The sequence below is a fragment of the Imperialibacter sp. EC-SDR9 genome, from assembly GCF_902498805.1.
In the GTDB taxonomy this organism is placed as follows: domain Bacteria; phylum Bacteroidota; class Bacteroidia; order Cytophagales; family Cyclobacteriaceae; genus Imperialibacter.
Map to the genome: position 1 here is coordinate 14733 of NZ_LR701611.1, position 18105 is coordinate 32837.

15 protein-coding genes are annotated in these 18105 nt (G+C 46.0%); 8 read left to right on the forward strand and 7 right to left on the reverse strand.

Annotated features, from left to right (window positions below):
- The first annotated feature begins 9 nt into the window (after positions 1-9).
- Entirely contained in the window at positions 10-2151 is a 2142-nt protein-coding gene (locus GC130_RS23865; protein ID WP_152000885.1) for a xanthine dehydrogenase family protein molybdopterin-binding subunit, read from the forward strand.
- A gap of 73 nt (positions 2152-2224) precedes the next feature.
- Here the strand turns inward: GC130_RS23865 and GC130_RS23870 are convergent, their stop codons facing one another.
- The 3 genes from GC130_RS23870 to lpxK are packed head-to-tail and all read right to left on the reverse strand — an operon-like array spanning position 2225 to position 5751.
- The gene (locus tag GC130_RS23870; protein ID WP_152000886.1) at positions 2225-2827 is read right to left on the reverse strand and encodes a tRNA-(ms[2]io[6]A)-hydroxylase; all 603 of its coding nucleotides are present in this window, start codon (positions 2825-2827) and stop codon (positions 2225-2227) included.
- A gap of 12 nt (positions 2828-2839) precedes the next feature.
- Complete coding sequence (locus tag GC130_RS23875) at positions 2840-4693, reverse strand: putative porin (RefSeq protein ID WP_152000887.1); 1854 nt, start codon at positions 4691-4693, stop codon at positions 2840-2842.
- Positions 4690-5751 (reverse strand): tetraacyldisaccharide 4'-kinase, encoded by a 1062-nt coding sequence (lpxK, locus tag GC130_RS23880; protein ID WP_152000888.1) that lies wholly within the window; start codon positions 5749-5751, stop codon positions 4690-4692. The genes GC130_RS23875 and lpxK overlap by 4 nt, the downstream gene beginning before the upstream one ends.
- A gap of 54 nt (positions 5752-5805) precedes the next feature.
- Between lpxK and GC130_RS23885 the strand changes: the two genes are divergently transcribed.
- Genes GC130_RS23885 through GC130_RS23895 form a run of 3 tightly spaced genes read left to right on the forward strand, consistent with a single transcriptional unit; the run spans position 5806 to position 9193 of the window.
- Positions 5806-6915 carry a Nif3-like dinuclear metal center hexameric protein gene (locus tag GC130_RS23885; protein WP_152000889.1) on the forward strand — a complete coding sequence of 370 codons (1110 nt, stop codon included), beginning with the start codon at positions 5806-5808 and terminating at the stop codon, positions 6913-6915.
- Between the two features lie 6 nt (positions 6916-6921).
- Positions 6922-7695, forward strand: a complete 774-nt coding sequence (locus GC130_RS23890) for a zinc ribbon domain-containing protein (protein ID WP_152000890.1) — start codon at positions 6922-6924, stop codon at positions 7693-7695.
- Positions 7637-9193 (forward strand): tetratricopeptide repeat protein, encoded by a 1557-nt coding sequence (locus tag GC130_RS23895; RefSeq protein WP_152000891.1) that lies wholly within the window; start codon positions 7637-7639, stop codon positions 9191-9193. The genes GC130_RS23890 and GC130_RS23895 overlap by 59 nt, the downstream gene beginning before the upstream one ends.
- On the opposite strand, the gene GC130_RS23900 is transcribed toward GC130_RS23895, so the two are convergent.
- Positions 9185-9808, reverse strand: coding sequence for a histidine phosphatase family protein (locus GC130_RS23900; RefSeq protein WP_152000892.1), 624 nt, complete (start codon positions 9806-9808; stop codon positions 9185-9187). The genes GC130_RS23895 and GC130_RS23900 overlap by 9 nt on opposite strands.
- Before the next feature lie 139 nt (positions 9809-9947).
- Between GC130_RS23900 and GC130_RS23905 the strand changes: the two genes are divergently transcribed.
- From GC130_RS23905 to menB, 3 genes are read left to right on the forward strand one after another with little or no spacing between them, the layout of a single operon-like run.
- The gene (locus GC130_RS23905) at positions 9948-11153 is read left to right on the forward strand and encodes a chorismate-binding protein (protein WP_152000893.1); all 1206 of its coding nucleotides are present in this window, start codon (positions 9948-9950) and stop codon (positions 11151-11153) included.
- A gap of 8 nt (positions 11154-11161) precedes the next feature.
- Positions 11162-12847, forward strand: coding sequence for a 2-succinyl-5-enolpyruvyl-6-hydroxy-3-cyclohexene-1-carboxylic-acid synthase (gene menD, locus GC130_RS23910; protein ID WP_152000894.1), 1686 nt, complete (start codon positions 11162-11164; stop codon positions 12845-12847).
- Between the two features lies 1 nt (position 12848).
- Positions 12849-13673, forward strand: coding sequence for a 1,4-dihydroxy-2-naphthoyl-CoA synthase (gene menB, locus GC130_RS23915; RefSeq protein WP_152000895.1), 825 nt, complete (start codon positions 12849-12851; stop codon positions 13671-13673).
- 50 nt (positions 13674-13723) lie between these two features.
- Here menB and GC130_RS23920 read toward each other — a convergent pair whose 3' ends face one another.
- From GC130_RS23920 to GC130_RS23930, 3 genes are all read right to left on the reverse strand, one after another.
- Entirely contained in the window at positions 13724-14728 is a 1005-nt protein-coding gene (locus tag GC130_RS23920; protein ID WP_152000896.1) for a FecR family protein, read from the reverse strand.
- A 95-nt stretch (positions 14729-14823) separates the two neighbouring features.
- Positions 14824-16263: a carboxypeptidase-like regulatory domain-containing protein gene (locus GC130_RS23925; RefSeq protein WP_152000897.1), complete on the reverse strand. Its 1440-nt coding sequence runs from the start codon at positions 16261-16263 to the stop codon at positions 14824-14826.
- Between the two features lie 92 nt (positions 16264-16355).
- Positions 16356-16907: an RNA polymerase sigma-70 factor gene (locus tag GC130_RS23930; protein WP_152000898.1), complete on the reverse strand. Its 552-nt coding sequence runs from the start codon at positions 16905-16907 to the stop codon at positions 16356-16358.
- Between the two features lie 113 nt (positions 16908-17020).
- Here GC130_RS23930 and GC130_RS23935 point away from each other — a divergent pair, with 113 nt between their 5' ends.
- Positions 17021-18097, forward strand: a complete 1077-nt coding sequence (locus tag GC130_RS23935) for an AMP-binding protein (protein WP_152000899.1) — start codon at positions 17021-17023, stop codon at positions 18095-18097.
- Positions 18098-18105: the final 8 nt, after the last annotated feature.

Sequence of the window (18105 nt, forward strand, 5' to 3'; positions counted from 1 at the left end):
TCCGAAATCATGACTTTAATAAAAACATCATACAACAGAAGATCCTTTCTGAAAGTGTCAGCGGCTGGTAGTGGTGGCTTAGTGATAGGCTTCAACTGGCTGGTATCGTGCAGTCCCAGCGCTGAAACTGCGATAAAAGGAGCGCCTAAAGAGTGGTTCAATGTAAATGCTTATCTCAAGATAGGCGAGAACGGCCTCGTTACCATCATGTCGCCAAACCCGGAAGTAGGCCAAAACATCAAAACTTCAATGCCGATGATAGTGGCTGAAGAGCTGGATGTGGCCTGGAAAGACGTCGTTGTTGAGCAAGCCCCGCTCGACACCGAGAAGTTTGTGAGACAAGTGGCTGGCGGCAGTCAGTCGCTGAGAAGTTCATGGAAAGGGCTGAGAATGGCGGGAGCTACGGCCAGAAAGATGCTGATGGAAGCGGCTGCCAAACAGTGGCAAGTAGATGCCTCAACCCTGACTACTTCTGAGGGAGTCATCAAAAACGTAAAAGGTGAAACACTCACCTATGGACAAATAGCCTCCGCTGCTGCATCCGTAACCGTGCCTGAAGAGGTGGAGTTGAAAGACCCATCTGCCTTCAAAATCATTGGCACCGACACCAAAAACGTTGACATAGAAAAAATCATTACCGGCAAGCCACAGTATGGCATGGATTTGAAGAAAGAAGGAATGCAAGTAGCGGTCGTGCTACGCCCCCCTTCTTTTGGTGCCAAACTAAAGTCGTTCGACGACAGCGAAACCAGAAAGGTAACCGGTGTTTCTGATGTTATCCAGTTTGGCAACAAAGTAGCGGTACTGGGCAACACAACCTGGGCAGCTATGAAAGGCAAGAAAGCGCTGAAAGCTGAGTGGGAACAAGAAACACCTGCCGAGAGCACGGAATATCATGACAAGCAAATGATGGCCTTGCTGGGCACAAAAAATGGAGAGCCCAGAAGAAACGATGGCGATGTGGACGCCGCCTTCAAAACCGCCGACAAAGTAATTGAGAAAACTTTCGAAGGCCCTTTTCTGCCGCACAATCCCATGGAGCCCATGAATTTCTACGGACATGTGACGGCAGCCAAGGTTGATCTCATTGGCCCTATACAAACACCCGAGAGAACAAGACGCCAGGTGTCTGAGCTATTAGGACGGCCCGAAACGGAAATCTTCATCGACATGACCCGTATGGGCGGCGGTTTCGGCCGCAGGCTTTATGGTGATTTTGTGCTGGAAGTAGCCGAAATTTCAAAACTATCCAACACGCCCATCAAGCTGGTGTACACAAGAGAAGACGACATGACAGCGGGCATTTATCGCCCGGCTTCCAAATACAAATTCAAAGCCGGTGTAAAAGACGGCAAGCTGGTGGCATACCATTTAGTTGGCACCGGCATCAACGGTAACGGCTGGACTCGTGAAAACTGGTTTCCGGCTGGATCCATTCCTAACTACAGGGTGGAGTCGTATGGACAGGACAGCAACATTACCACAGGCGCCTGGCGTGCACCCATCACCAACTTCCTGGCTTATGCCGAACAAAGCTTTATCGACGAAGTGGCCGAGGAGATGGGAGTTGATGCTGTGCAATTGAGACTTGATTTACTCGAAAAGGCTAAATCTGATCCCGTTGGCACGGTAGACTTCGAGCCAGAGAAAATGATTGGTGCGATCAGGCTTGCTGCCGAAAAAGCCAACTGGTCAACTACTGAAGATGGAGTGAGCAAGGGCTTCAGTGCTTACTACTCGCACAATTCTTATGTGGCGATGGTGGCCGAGGTTGTCAACAAAAAAGGCCAGCCGAGCACAAGAAAAGTAACCTGCGCTGTTGATTGCGGGATAGTGATCAACCCAATAGCTGCCAAAAACCAGATTGAAGGTGGCATCATCGACGGTATCGGGCACGCTATGTATGGCGACATGACCTTTGTGAATGGTGCGCCACAGGCAAGCAACTTCAACAACTACAGGCTGATCAGAATGGGAGAAGCGCCTCCGGTTATTGAATGTCACTTTGTCAAAAACACGAATGACCCTACGGGTCTCGGCGAACCATCGTTGCCACCGGCAGGAGGTGCGCTGGCCAACGCTATGTACAAAGCTACCGGACAGCGTTTCTATAAGCAGCCATTTATGCAACAGCAGATAAAACTTGGCTAGTTTCAATTCTGCATTAACAAAAAGGTTTAGGGGAGACTCCTAAACCTTTTTTGCTTTATATATTCCTGGTTCGTCAATGCATCCTGTCTCCTCTCACAGTAAGCGATTTCATTATTGCGGCCTCAGCTTCTAAGAACTCGCTCCATCTAACTTTCACATAATCCTTTGGCATGTATTCTTCCGCCAGCTCAATGAAATTATGATAGTGGCCAGCTTCTGAAACCATCAATTCATAATAGAACTTTTTCAACTCTTCATCCGCAATATGCTTGTGCAGCAGTTTGAACCTCTCGCAGCTTCTGGCTTCAATCAGCGCATTCAGCAATAGCTTTTCCACCAACTGCTGGTTGCGGGAGCCACCCTTTCTCACTACCTCATTAAGCCTGGCCACATACTCGTCCTTCCGTTGTCTCCCCAAGCCGAAGCCTCTTTTCTTAAGTTGCTCTATCACTCTTTCAAAGTGACTCCACTCCTCTGCCACCACAGGCACCAACACTTCCAACAACTTCTCTCGTTCAGGATAGAGCATGATGAGTGAAATGCATGAAGAAGCCGCCTTTTGCTCACAATAAGCATGATCGACGAGAATATCCTCAATCTGCATATTGGCGATATCTGTCCAGCGGGGATCGGTAGGCAGCTCCAGGCCAAGTGTGGTTTTACTCTTTGCTTCCATTGAGGCAGTTATTTAGTCAAAGAAATACCAGGTGACACCGAGGTCAAATACCCGGCGCTGTCCCGGGTAATAGGGCGAAATGAAATAGCCATCGGCGGTGCCGGGTTGGTTTGCGTGCGTCATCTTGGCAAAATATCGTGCATTGCCTACTTTGAAGTTCAGGAATACATCTACAGTCAAATACGAATCGATGGCAAAGCTATTCTGGATGTAAAACTGCTGAATAACGGGATTGTAAGCATGTCCATAGTAAGTCGATTTCCAGTTCAGGTCAACGCCAAGTTGCACAGGCAGGTAGTCGTTGAACCATACCCCTTCATAGTAGAACCTCGTATTGATCAGCCACTCAGGCATCCTCCAAATCTCTGAGTCAGTACCAGTAACAGCAGTGTAAATCACTTGAGGGTTCAGGTGAAAGCCTTTGCCAATGGTAAGCTCCGCCGCAGCACTGGGATTAACCAGCAACTGTCCGGCAGCTGATAGGGATTGATGTGGAAGAGAGTCTGCACCAAAGTAAACATAGTTGGCCACCCTGGTCAGATTAAGCCCAGGCTTGAGTGTGACGGGGCCAAGCTTAACATTCAACTCACCCCCCAATCTATCAGCTCTTTGTGGTTCGAAGTCATTAACCCAGCTATAGTGATTTCCAAAATAATAGAGCTGCTGGTAGCCTGGCTTGTACCTCATGCTTCGCAACCACAAATTGAGAAATGGCAAAGTAGTCCTCCCCTCAATATCAAAAAGTCCTCCCTGAAGGTATTCAACTTTGGCATCTGTGTCCCATATGTCAAACAACCTTACATTGATTTTTGCCCCTCCATAGCTCTCTGACTGGCGGCCAAAAGGAGACGAGAAGCGGTCATTGTAAGTCACATACCTCTGCTTCAGGTAAAAATTATAACTCAACCCGCCTATTTTCCCCAGCACCCCGGCTTCATTAAGCAGCGCTCTCATCTGAATCAGATCTGCCGTGCTGTCGCTGGTGATTAAGATATTTGGATAGGCCGAGGCGTTGCTGGTTGGCGTAGGGTCTTCAAAACTATTGTCGTGCCTTCCTTTGTCGAGCAGATAGTAAACCTGAAGCTCATCAGTGATTTTGTATTTCTGAAAAAGGTGGAAGTTGATCTTATAGTCGTAAGCTTTCACCCCTGTGAGCTTGATAGGAGAATCAAGGTATTGAAAAAGCTCAGCGGTTGAAGCATCTTCACTCACATCGATACCCCCAGTTTCAAGCACCTGGTGTTTGATCCGGTCAACGTTAAAAAGCAGTTGATACTTCTCATTTTTTGACTTATAGCTGGTGTACAAATCCCAGGTCGTGCTGTTCACATTTCGGTCACCCCGACTGGAAGAAGAACCAATCTGCTTATCCGATGTTAGCAATTTAAAATCTACCCCTAAATTCCACCGTGGATTGATGTTTCTTGAGTAACCAACGTCCACCACGCTTCTTCCTGAGCCGCCCACGACAGTTTTTATTTTGATCCAGGGCGATTTTGTATCAAAGTATTTTATCTCAGAGGAGGGTATAAAGTAGGGGTCGTAGGCATTGATACCTAACGTCGCTCCTATTGTCGACGGGAACAAGTAGTACAAAGACCTGGTGGCTGTTCCATTGTTGCCCAGGTCAACCAGGGTATGGTTTGAAACATCAACTGCGTCAAAATTCTCCAGCCCATAGAGCAGGGTATCTAGCACATGGAGTGAATCAGATAATGCTTTTACGTCAGCTTCTGAAAACCAAAACGTTGTTCTGGAGGAATAAACATTTTTTGTTGAATCGTCCAGCATCTGTGCATGGGAAACACTCGGAGCAAGCCCCGTGGCGAAACATCCAATTACCGCAATTTTTAGTGTGATCTTCAAATTGACTTGCCCAGGTTTTTAGTTACCTTCTCTGCTATTACAGCCTCAAAGTTTTCTTTTTCTTTTGAAAAGGAAAACTCTATCGGGATATAAAAAAATGGCGCACTGTCCAAATACTGCTGAAACTTCGGATTGCTCATTTTTACATAATCCTTTTCTGTGGTAAGAATAACGCAATTGCCGATGTTTTGATATTCACCGATGATCTTTTCCATTTCCTGATCACTGTAGGCAAAGTGATCAGCCCTTTCCCAATGCGTTACCACCTCAATTCCCTCAATTTTCAAATAATCCAATAATGGCGCCGGGCTGGCAATACCTGTAATCAAAAACACTCTCTTATTCCACTCACCTTTTTTCCCAAACGACACGGGGCGTCCGTATTGTATAGAACAAAAAAAGACAGGTGTGCCTACCTGTGCGTATGTTTGAATCTTTGCTCTCATTTCGTCCTTCTTCCCTTGAGACATTTTCTCAGGCGATTTTGTCACTACAATAATATCAGCTCTTCTGGCCCACCTTCGCCCTTCTCTTAAAGACCCAGATGGCATTATAAAGTCTCGATAAAAAGGGTTTTGGAATGAAGTGAGAAGTATTGAAGTAGATGGTCGCACAGCCCGGTGCTGGAAACCATCGTCCATGAGAATCACATCCAGTTTTGGGTATTTCTCCCTTATACTTTTGATAGCCGTCACCCTTTTCTCACCCACTGCCACAACAACTTTTCCAGACCACCTTTTGAAAAACAAAAGTGGCTCATCACCGACTGACGCAGCACCAGACAGCTCATCGACAACTAAAAAACCTTTTGTAACTCGGCCATATCCCCGGCTGATCACCGCCACATTCTTACCCATCGACAACAAGTAATCGACAAGGTAATTGATGGTTGGTGTTTTGCCTGTGCCCCCTACTGAGAGGTTGCCAACACAAATTACAGGTATGCTGAAACCAGTGCTCTTTAACACCTCCAGGTCATAGAAAGTATTTCTGATATTCGTAATGCATAGCCAGGCAAAGGAAAATGGTGCCGCAAGAAGAACCCTAAGTAGTTGCATTAGTCAATTGTATTGTGGGCCTAAAGATAGTATACTTGCGATAAGGAGAAGCGAATGAGCAAAGAAGAAATAAGGATCAAAGAAATAATCTCGTACCTGGAGACTCTGGCTCCAAGGGCGTATCAGGAGAGTTACGACAACGCTGGCTTGATAGTAGGCAATTCTTCGAATCATGTCTCAGGAGTACTCATTTCGCTTGATGCCACAGAAGAAATTGTTGATGAGGCTATTGCCACCGGCTGTAGTCTTATTGTTGCCCATCACCCTATTGTCTTCAAGGGACTTAAGACACTCACCGGAAGCAACTATGTGGAGCGAACAGTGATCAAGGCTATCCAACACGACGTTGCTATTTACGCCATCCACACAAATCTTGACAATGTACTTGACGGTGTCAACGCCGAAATTGCCAACATCATAGGACTGAAAAATCAGAGAATACTGGCTCCAAAATCAGGAATCCTTTCCAAAATTGTTACATTTTGTCCAAAAGACAATACCGGTGAGGTTCTGGCGGCCTTGCACGAAGCGGGCGCCGGACACATCGGCAACTATGACCACTGTAGTTTTCGGGTGGCGGGCACAGGCAGCTTCCGTCCAAACGACAAGGCAAACCCGCACATAGGTACCCCTCACCAGCTTGAGCAAGTACATGAAGATCGCCTGGAGCTAATCTTCCCATCGCATTTGAGTCAATTGATCGTAAACACACTTCAAACTGCCCACCCATATGAAGAAGTAGCCTATTACCTCACTTCGCTGCAAAACCAATATCAGGAAGTTGGATCGGGAATGATTGGCACCCTGCCCGAACCCATGCAACCCGATAAATTTCTGGCCCATCTTAAGGAAGTTTTCGACCTTCAGGTAATAAAATATACACCGGTCAACAAGAAGATACATACCGTAGCAGTTTGCGGCGGGGCTGGAAGCTTCTTACTTGAAAGCGCCAAAAAGCAATCGGCCGACGCATTTGTGACGTCCGACTTCAAATATCACGAGTATTTTGATGCCGAAGGCAGGGTACTCGTGGCAGATATTGGGCACTATGAAAGTGAGGTCTCTACAAAAAACCTGCTTCATAGGAAATTAAAACAAAAATTCACTAATATTGCACTCCGTTTGTCTAAAGCAAACACAAACCCCGTCAGATATTACTTATAGAACTGAATGGAAAGCACCGTAGCACAAAAATTAGAATCGCTCAGCAACCTCCAAGAAATTGATTCAAACCTCGACGAAATAAAAAAAATCAGGGGAGCACTTCCAGAAGAAGTGATGGACCTTGAGGATGAAATTGCCGGTTATGAGACCAGGGTTCAGAAGTTCAACCAGGATTTGGAAGAACTTGAAGGCTCTATTTCAGACAACAAGACCGCAATTAAGGACGCAGAAAAACTCATCAAAAAGTACGGTGAGCAGCAAATGAATGTCCGCAACAATCGTGAGTACGACGCAATCACCAAGGAGATTGAATTACAGCAGCTTGAAATACAAATTCTTGAAAAAAGGATCAAAGAGGCTTACGTAAAGATCGATACCAAAAAAGAAGAAATACAAGGAACGAAGGACGTTCTTAGCGAACGCAGCAAAGACCTTGAAAGCAAGAAAAAAGAGCTTGACGTCATCGTGAAAGAAAGCGAAGACGACGAAAAAGCACTTAGCAAAAAGCGTGAAGCCGCAGCAGCGAAGATCGAAGAGCGTTTGCTCAAATCCTACGACAAAACAAGGGCTAACGCAGTAAACGGCTTAGCTGTTGTTCCTGTGCGCAGAGGCGCATGTGGTGGGTGTTTCAACATTGTTCCTCCTCAAAGACAAGCTGACATCAGAGAGAAGAAAAAACTCATCGTATGTGAACACTGCGGTCGTATATTAGCTGGAGTTGATGACGAGATTGAAGAAGAAGACACAAAAGGCAAAACAACAAAACGGACGAGAAAGTAATTTCTTGCCATTCGTTTGTATCCCATATAAGCAGGTGAGCCTCAAGGTTCGCCTGTTTTTGTTTGCCCTCCTCTCATTTTTTCACACTTCCGCCATGCAAACCGAGCTTGGATGGGAGCCCTCTGTGGTAGCAACCCACGAACTAATTCTACAATACAGGCTCTCTGAGGCCAAGCCCCTCCTGGCAACTCTCCCCAGCTCACCAGAAAAAGCCTACCTCCTTAACCTCAGCGACTTTCTTCAGATGATCTACACTGAGGACGACAGCTTCTACGAAAACTACCTCAGCAATCTCCATGAGAGAAGAACTTGGATTGAGGAACTATCGGACGGCGATGCCAGAAAAGCATTCTATTTGGCAGATATGAAATTGCAGGAGGCGCTATTTAAAATCAAATTTGGGGACTACCTGTCGGGGCTTTACAGTTTGATGCAGGTCCACAACCAAATAGATGAGCTTCAAAACCGTGATGACAAAATCCTCCCGTTCTTAAAGTCATCTGGTGTCATCAACATCCTCATTGGTCTCACGCCCGAAAAGTACGAATGGGCCATCCGATTGATTGGTCTTCAGGGCGATATCGCCAGGGGAATTGAACAACTCACTAGGCTTTCATCCAGCAACAGTCCGTTGGCTGACGAGGCCCTCATCATCCTTGGATACTTCTATGCCTACCCACTCCATGAGCCAGCAAAAGCAACTGCCCTGTTTTTGCAAACCCTCGAAAAGCAGCCCAACAGCACCCTTGCCCATTTTATGCTGGCCACTTCTCTCAACAAAGCGCACAAGGGTGAACAGGCACTGGCGATCTTATCGAAAATACCAGCAGGTCAACAAAAAAAACTCGCTCCAGTATATTACCTTTTTGGCGACCTGTATCTTGAAAAAATGGATATGGCAAAAGCCCGGGAGTACTACGCCATGTTCATCCAATCGTGTAATGGCGAGAGCTTCAAGAAAGATGCAATGAGCAAAATAGCGGCCTCCTATTACCTGGAAAACGACACACCCAGTGCAAATAGCTGGAGCGAAAAGGCTGCAAAAATGCAGCGAAGCACCACTGAACCAGACAGAAATGCGGATGTATTTCTAACAGAAATAAACCAATATCCGATCCCGCTGCTAAAGGCCAGACTTTTAACTGACGGAGGTTATTGGAAAGAAGCTCAGGGGCAACTGTCCGTTGCAAAACCATCGGAACTTGATGGAAAGTGGCTATGTGAATACTATTATCGCTTGGCGAGGCTCTATCATTTGCAAGGAGAAAATTTTGAAGCTATCCCTCATTACCAACAGGCCTTGAAGCTCTCCGAACGGCAGCCGTGGTACATGGGTGCTAATGCTGCTTTACAGCTTGGGCTTATTATGAAGAATGCTGGGAAAGCCAAAGAAGCAAAAGGGTATTTTGAAAAAGCAATGGCATTCGATAACCATCCTTACAAAGCCAGCATCGATTCGAGCGCTGAAAGAGAGCTAGCCCGGCTGACTTCAGATTAGTTCCACACCTACGAGATGGCTGACATCATTGGACGTCACCATCGAAAGCTGCCCCCCGGTGTAGTTGAAAACGTACAAACCAAGGTTTGAATGGCCAAAGCTCTCCATTAGCTGAAGCGGATAACCGAGCATCCAGCAAACGAGAATTCGAATAGCTCGTCCGTGCATACATATCAGCACTTTTTCTTCATCTGATTTGCTTAGAATATAATTCATTGCCTGCTTCTGCCTTTCCATGACCTCAATCGGCGACTCTCCCCCATCTATCCGCTGATCAAGCTCACCTCGTTGCCATGCCTCAAGTGTGGTCAGGTAATGACTGTGGATGTCTGGTTCAAAGGCAAGTCCCTCTTTATTCCCCCAGCTAATCTCATCCAGTCCTTCAAGTTTCTCGTGGGGTATACCCTGATTAATAAATGATTCCACTGACTGATAGGTACGAATCAACGAAGACACGTATACCTTATTGAACTTTTCATCTTTGTAATGATTGAAAAATGCCCTGGCTTGCTCTTGTCCTGTTTGGTTCAGCGGGGCATTCACTCCTCGCCCCTGTACCTTCTTTTCCCTGTTAAACTGGGTTTCCCCATGCCTAACGATGTATAACTGCTTCACGCTCTAGTTGTCAAATGAGCCACAAAATTACGAGTAAAGAATAAATATGTCCCCCTATAAACATTTTAATTCAACAGGCTGTTTTGCGGGTAATTCATTCAGTGCTAAATTTCGACACCATTCATAAACGACCACTTTTTTGAAGGAGAAGAGCAGTACGGAAACAGAGATCAGAGAGCTTCACATCAGGGAGACCATTTCGGGAGCCATTAATGGAAAGAAATCGTTCGCTTTTTGGAAAAAACAAGGTCAACCCCAACTCCAGGGAATCGTTGACCTGGGCGAGCAACCATCAACAGACAAGGGAGACTTAGAAGAAGCCAGCCCTGGTTTTATTGTAAGCCCTTTCCTGAACGAGGGTAGAAAAAAAAATATCAAAATCAATGCGGATCTTGTATTTACTCCGACCGACAATAGTTCCGGCTTCCAGGTAAACCCGGCTGTTGGTGTAATTAATGAGCACACTGACTCATTTATCAAGGATTCATCTGAACCGCTAGGCCCAGCATCACTCGAATCGTACTTCCCAACCACGGGCAACACCGCCAATAGTGAAAAAGCCCAGTTTATAGACATTGTAAACAAAGCAAAGGAAAACATAAAAGCGGAAGTATTTCATAAAGTGGTGCCTTCCCGATTTTCCGAGGTTTACTACCCAACAGGCTGGGACTTTATATCCGCCTTTGAAAAGCTTCACCAGCTATACCCCAACGCCTTCGTCTATATTTTCGGCATTCCCGGTGTTGGCATATGGATGGGAGCGACTCCGGAGCTTTTGCTCAGCATAGTAGATGGCAGGTGGTTCAAGAGTGTGGCTTTAGCCGGCACTCAAAAAATTCCCGAGTCAGGCGATCTTTCCCAGGTAGCCTGGACCCAAAAGGAAATTGAAGAACAAGCCTTGGTTTGCCGGTACATTATCAACTGCTTTAAAAAAATACGATTAAGGGAGTATGAAGAAAAGGGCCCCAAGTCTGTGAAGGCAGGTAATCTGGCCCACCTGAAAACAGAGTTCTACGTGGACATGGAGGCCGTCAATTTCCCGCAGTTAGGTAGCGTGATGCTGGATTTACTCCACCCCACCTCGGCAGTTTGTGGCATGCCACTGGAGCCATCGCTGCAATTCCTTAAGGAGTTTGAAGGCTTCGACAGGGAATTTTACACGGGCTATCTGGGCCCCTTAAATATGCAAGGCAGCACCCAGCTTTATGTTAACTTGAGGTCCATGAAACTACTTTCAGATAGGGCCAGGTTATTTGCTGGAGCTGGAGTTACCGAAGATTCGATAGCGGAGAAAGAATTTGAAGAAACCGAACTGAAACTTCAAACGCTTATGTGTCTGTTCTAAGCCACAACATGGTTATCAAAGCAATCAACGATATAGCCAGCATTTGTTACCTGAAAGGACTGCGTAATGTCGTGCTTTCTCCCGGCTCACGTTGTGCACCTCTTACGCTTGCCTTTAACCGGCACGGCGACTTCAACATATACACAATTCCCGATGAACGGGCAGCTGCGTTTATCGCATTGGGCATGGCTGAGCGAACAGAAACTCCAACGATACTTATCTGCACATCAGGCACCGCTGTACTTAACTATGCCCCAGCGGTCACTGAGGCTTACTACCGAAACATCCCCTTGCTGGTATTAACAGCCGACCGGCCACCAGAATGGCTTGAACAATGGGATGGCCAAACAATCAATCAGAAGGCAATATTTGAGCCTCATATAAAAAAGTCTTTCAGCTTTCCCGACAGTTTCGAACATAAGGATGCCTTATGGTTCTCACATCGGTTGGTGAACGAGGCCATCAACTGTTCCAGGTCGCTCGGGAATGGCCCGGTGCATATTAATGTACCCTTGAGGGAGCCTTTCTACCCTGAAAAAGGCGAAAAACTGGTCTTTGACAAAGCGATAAAGCTCATAGACGAACCTGCATTTGAAAACTCCCCAGGCAAAGACACACTTTTGCGCCTATCGGAAGAATTAAGCCAGTATGCCAAAATTGTCATAGTCGTTGGGCAGCACAAACCCGACAAGTCGCTTATCGACGCTCTTTCGATTGTATCGCTTAAGCTCAATATTCCTGTCGTGGCCGACATCATTGCCAACCTGCATGGCTTTGCAGGCACTATCAGGCATTCGGATGCTTTTTTACCAAAAGCCTCTGCTAGTTTAAAGCCTGAGCTTCTGATCACTTTAGGGCAGTCGGTGATCAGCAAGAACCTCAAACTGTTTCTCAGGCAGCACCAGGCCATTGCCCACTGGCACATTGCCCAGGCCGACAACGTTCCGGATCCGATGCAATCACTTACACGAATTGTTAGGATGAGTCCTCCTCACTTTTTCAAACAACTACTTGACACGGGTGTCGCACCAAAATCTCCAGAATTCATGGAAAGCTGGAGAAGTCCCGATGAGAAAGTGAAGGAGAATTTTAACAGCATTTTTACTCACCAACCTTTCAACGAATTTCAGGCAGCATACAGGTTTATCAAAAGCATTTCAGGAGAAGCCAAATTGCACCTCGCCAATAGCATGGCGGTGAGATATGCCAATTTTGTAGGCCTCAGTTCCCAGCAAAACAATATTTCGGTGCATGCGAACAGAGGCACCAGCGGTATAGATGGCAGCACCAGCACCGCTGTCGGCATTACTCTCACTTGTGCTGTCCCCAACTATCTGATTACAGGGGATGTGTCTTTCTTCTACGATATCAATGCCTTTTGGCACAATTACCTGCCCGCCAATTTCAAGATCTTACTCTTAAACAATCACGGTGGCGGGATTTTCCGGCTTATTCCCGGGCCTTCCCAGCAGCCAGAACTAGAAGAACTTTTTGAAACGCAACAACCGAGAACTGCCGTGAGAATGGCAGAGGAATTTGGTTTTAGCTATTTCAAAAGTACTGGCGAGGAAGATTTCAATAGCCAGCTGATCTCATTTATGGAAGATGAGAATCGGGCTATCTTTGAAGTTGAAACAAACAAGGAAAACAATCAGTTGTTCTTTAATCATTTCAAATCTCATATAAACACCTGACATGGTATCAAAATTTGAATGGCAAACGATAAAGGAGTACGAAGACATTCGCTTTGAATTCCTGGAAGGAATAGCCAAAATAACTATCAACCGCCCGGAAGTACGCAACGCATTCAGACCGCAAACAGTCAATGAAATGTCGGAGGCAATGGACTACTGCCGGGAAGACCCGGACGTTTACGTGGTTGTGCTTACCGGAGAAGGCGACAAGGCTTTTTGTAGCGGTGGCGATCAAAACGTAAAAGGCATTGGCGGATATGTGGGCAAAGACGGTGTTCCCCGCCTGAATGTGCTTGACCTGCAAAAGAAAATACGGTCACTGCCTAAGCCTGTGGTAGCCATGGTCAATGGCTTCGCCATTGGTGGTGGTCACGTGCTTCACGTGGTTTGCGACCTAACCATTGCTTCAGAAAATGCCATTTTCGGGCAAACAGGCCCTAAAGTGGGAAGTTTCGATGCTGGCTTTGGTTCGAGCTACCTGGCTCGCCATGTAGGGCAAAAGAAGGCCCGTGAAATCTGGTTTCTTTGTCAGCAATACAGCGCCAAAGAAGCTGAAGACATGGGCATGGTCAACAAAGTTGTGCCGCTGGATCAGCTGGAGGAGACTACAGTGGAATGGTGCAGGATCATGATGCAGCGCAGTCCTATGGCTTTGAGAATGATCAAAATGGGTCTCAACGCTGAACTGGATGGGCAGGCTGGTATTCAGGAACTGGCAGGCAATGCAACTTTGCTCTATTATTTCACTGAGGAAGCTCAGGAAGGAAAAAATGCCTTCCTTGAAAAAAGAGCACCTGACTTCAAGAAATTTCCAAAGTTTCCATAAACGAAAAAAGGGAGCTAGCGCACCCTTTTTTTATTTCTTGCCAGACAAGCCTACCTACAGGCTTTTCCGTCTATTTCATACTTATTCTTAGAACCAGTCACTTCAAAAGAAAACGTCTGGCTGATTACTTCCATCACCTCGCTGATAGGTTTGCCATCAAAAGTAGCTGTCAATCGGCAATCGCCAATATCCTTATTAGCCAGCCTGATGTCGGCTTTGTAAACTTCGTTAAGCGTATTCACCACCTCCTTCATGCTTGTCTGCTTGAACACCATCTTATTGGTCTTCCATGCCAGGTAGTTTTGGTTCATGTTCTTCGACTTGGACACGCCCTGACCTTCCCTTCTAACCACACCTGTTTCACCTGGAAACAGCTCGACCTTTATCGGCCTCTCAGCCACATTGGGCTGTGGTTTTTTAGTCAGGCTCACTACGCCAGTTTCAACAATTACCTCCGAATACTTCGCTTCACTTTCGGTCTTCACCTGAAACGAAGTACCAACAACAGTTACCAGCGCCTCGATAGTTTCTACCTTGAACGCATGGTCAGGATCAGGCGTTATGTCAAAAAATGCCTTGCCATTGAACACAACTCTTCTTTCATCTGCAAATTGAGTGGGGTAACTAAGCCGTGACATCTCGCTCATAGCAACCACAGACCCATCAGACAGCTTAACATCCTTAGACTCACCAGCATCGGTTTCTACTACCACCCATCCGTCAACGGTTATTTCGTCACTGGTGTTAGCACCGCTACCCACAAAAAGAAAGTATCCTATACCCAGCAGCACAACAATAGATGCTGCTACAGCCCATATCTTCCCGGAGAAGCCGCTAGCTGGCTCTCTTACCTGAGCAAAATTCTTTTGGGTGGAAATTCTCCCCATAACGGAGCCCCTTGCCTTCTCAACATCAAAGGACTTTACGTCAGTAGCAGACCATGCTTCTGAGAACGAAAGAAACTCTTCTTGATTTTCGTTTCTCCATTCTTCAACTTGCTGCTGCTCTTCTAAACTGGCATTACCTGAGAGGTATTTAGCCAACAATTCTATCATTTTCGACCTATTAGAAATATCTAGTCTTGTAACACTATCTGCTTACCCGACCCTTATCCAATTATACAATAAACGTGCAAAGATACACAGAAAACTTATTTGCGAGGTCGGGTTTCGGGCTCATATTCAATCGGCAGACTTTCCGCCAACCTTTCCCATGACCAGTACCCCAAAGTTGTAACGGCCAATGGGTCGTAAATAAATCCTCGTCTATCTACCGACACCGTTGGAATGTTCAACTGCAAGTAGGACACCTGCCTGCTTCCTCCTGACTCTCCAGCCATCCTGTAATTAAGTCCTGCCGGTGAGGCCAGGTTATTACTAAGAAGCTTCTGCTTTTCCTCAAGGTACGACATTGGCTCTGTTTCCCGAAGGTACATTACCTGGAGGTAGTCCTTAAACGACAACTTTTTCTCATACGAATGTGATCCATTTTTTAGTATGTTATTGATAGTAACCTCGTAAAATGGCACAGGACCGGAAGTCGGCAAATCGTATACTTTATAAACAAGAAACCCTTCTTTTCGCAACCTGTTAGCCGTTAAGGATCGGATAAAGTGTTCCAGCGAACCACGGTAGGCTCGCAAACGGTTCTTGTTCCACCGCTTTAGCTCTCCCTCGTCAGAAGGGGTCAGCTCTTCAAACCTGGATTTTCCTACATACCTCGTCGTTCCTCCCCGTTGCTCAAACAACTCCAGCACATAGTAAATCCTGTAACCCAGGGCCCAGTTCTCTATGATCAATGGCTCACTGGCGTAGCCTATGAGCAGGTCGTCGTTTCCGTAGTATTGAAAGTCCAGTACATGGTCGTTTGTTATCACACAGCGGGAAGCATTAGGTGTAGAGCCCAGAAAGGCTGTTTGAAAAGCTCGCAAGTGCCTCTCCCAGCTTTTGTCTCTGGTGGAGATAACCTCAATGCTTTCAAGTTGACCCAGCTTCGAAATCAAAGCTATCCGCAGCGCAATGTCGGTAGTGTCCTGAATGTTGATTTTCTTTACTCCCAGCTGATAGGCCACATGTGAAAAAGTGACCTCATAGGTACCCAAAGGCAGATGGTCAATACTAAAAAAGCCATTCTGATCAGTGCCGTCTCCCAACATTGACTTTGCAACAAAAACATTCACCCCTTCAATAGGAACGCCGGTGGCGTCGTCGGTTACCGTACCAAAAAGCATCACATGCTCCTTAAACTTGGCCTCCTCAACAGTCACCTGAGGCTTGAATATAATGACCTGATCGCCGATGAGCTTATATTCCAGGCCAGTGCCGGTAAGAAGCTTGCTCAGCACATACTTGACTGACTTATTGGACTCAGCTAATGTGAATTTCTGTTTGATGGGTACGATATCAGCGTTGTAAGAGAAAAAAATACCAGAAACCTCCGACACCCTGATAATTGCAGAGTCCAGATTTACCTCCCAAACCTGAACGTCAATTACCCTGTCCAACACAGACTTCTGACTTTGCGCACTCACAGTACAGCAATAGCCTAACAGCAGTATTGAAAACAAAAAATGAAATCTATGCGATTTCATATGTGCATGCGGTTCATTAGCAGTGGATCAAGCTATGTATCAATAGCTTCCTAAGTTCTGAAATTTGGCGGGCTAATTCAAAAAAACAACTGTCAATTGTCTTTCAAAAAATCTTTCAGCTTTTCACGCAGCAGTCTAAGTGCCTTACCCATCTGCACTTCAACGGTCTTTACGGAAATACCAATATGGTCGGCTATTTCCTGGTATTTCAGCCCGTCAAACCTGCTCATTCTAAAAATTCGCTGACATTGTGGGGGCAGCGAGCTTATTGCCACCTCAATTCTCTGTTCCAAATCCGGCTCTTCGTGAATCCCATAGGCGTAGGTTGATTCTTTTTCAAGGTAGTTGACAACATATTGCTTATAGGCATCCCTTACCTTCAAATGCTTCAGGTGATTAAGGCAAGTGTTGTGTACTGACCTGAACAAGTAAGATTTAACTGATGAGTCGGGCGCCAGTGACTCACACTTCTCCCAAAACTTAACAAATACATCCTGCACAATTTCCTCTGCCGACTCCGGGTCATTCAGGTATTTGTTAGCATAGCTGCAAAGAATCGAGTAGAACGAGTTGAAAACAATCTCAAATGCCCCTTCTTCCTTATTGCGTAACCGCTCAACCAGTAAAAAATCAGACTCTGCCAAGTTCTAGTATTGTTATCAACTTATATTTGATGGAAAATCAAAAATATAAATTCAGTCCAACAAATCTATTATTTGCCCTCATTTGATCATTAACATTAAATACTGTCCACTGATTGACCTACAATAGCACCATCTGGTTAAACGACAAAAAAGTTGATTTGACGTCAGCTAACAACCTGAGTACATTCGACAACTACGAACAGGGAATTCTCCTATTCATCAAACAATGGCTGTCAGGCGCAAATAGTTTCACCCTCCACACATCTGGATCCACTGGCATTCCAAAAGAAATTCAAGTGACCAGAAACCAGATGATTGCCAGCGCCAAGGCAACTATAAATTTTCTGAAGATTGCACCGGGAACACCGGTCACGGTTTGCATAGATGCCCGATATATTGGAGGAAAAATGCAACTGGTGCGAGCACTTATCCATGACCTGCCCTTGCAGATCATTAGCCCAACAACACAATTAATGAATCACCTTGAGGCGCTGCCTTCTTTGGGTTTAATATCCCTGGTTCCTGTTCAATTATACAACTTGCTCGACGCCGCACCGCAAATTTTGAACAAGGCCAGTGCCATACTCATCGGAGGAGCGCCTGTTCAGGCAATCTATCTGACAAAATTAACCTTGACTACCCCTCCTGTGTACCATACGTATGGAATGACGGAGACTATCTCCCACGTGGCCTTAAAACTCCTAAACGGTGAAGACATCTCCGACGAATTTAAATCGTTGCCCGGCATTGAACTAGCAACTGACGAGCGTGAATGCCTTGTAGTTAGCGGGGGGGTAACCGGGAACGAACCGGTGACCACCAACGATATTGTGGAACTAACAAGTCCTTCCACCTTCTTATGGAAAGGCCGCTATGACAATGTCGTGAATTCAGGGGGCATTAAAATATTCCCTGAAGAAGTGGACAAACTCATTGCCTCCGAACTCGAAGCTGTGGTGCCCGGCGCACAGTTCTTCACATCTGGGGTGCCTGACGAAAAATTGGGCCAAAGGTTAGTTCTCTGCATTGAGTCGGCTCAAAACATCGAGGTCTCTGGTCTGATTGAAACTTTAAAGGCCAAGCTCCCAGCCTATCATGCCCCGAAGCATATTTATTTTTTAGAGCACTTTATAAAAACATCGTCCGGCAAAGTCGACAAATTGAAAACAGTTGATTCAGTTTTGTCTTAAATTTGTCC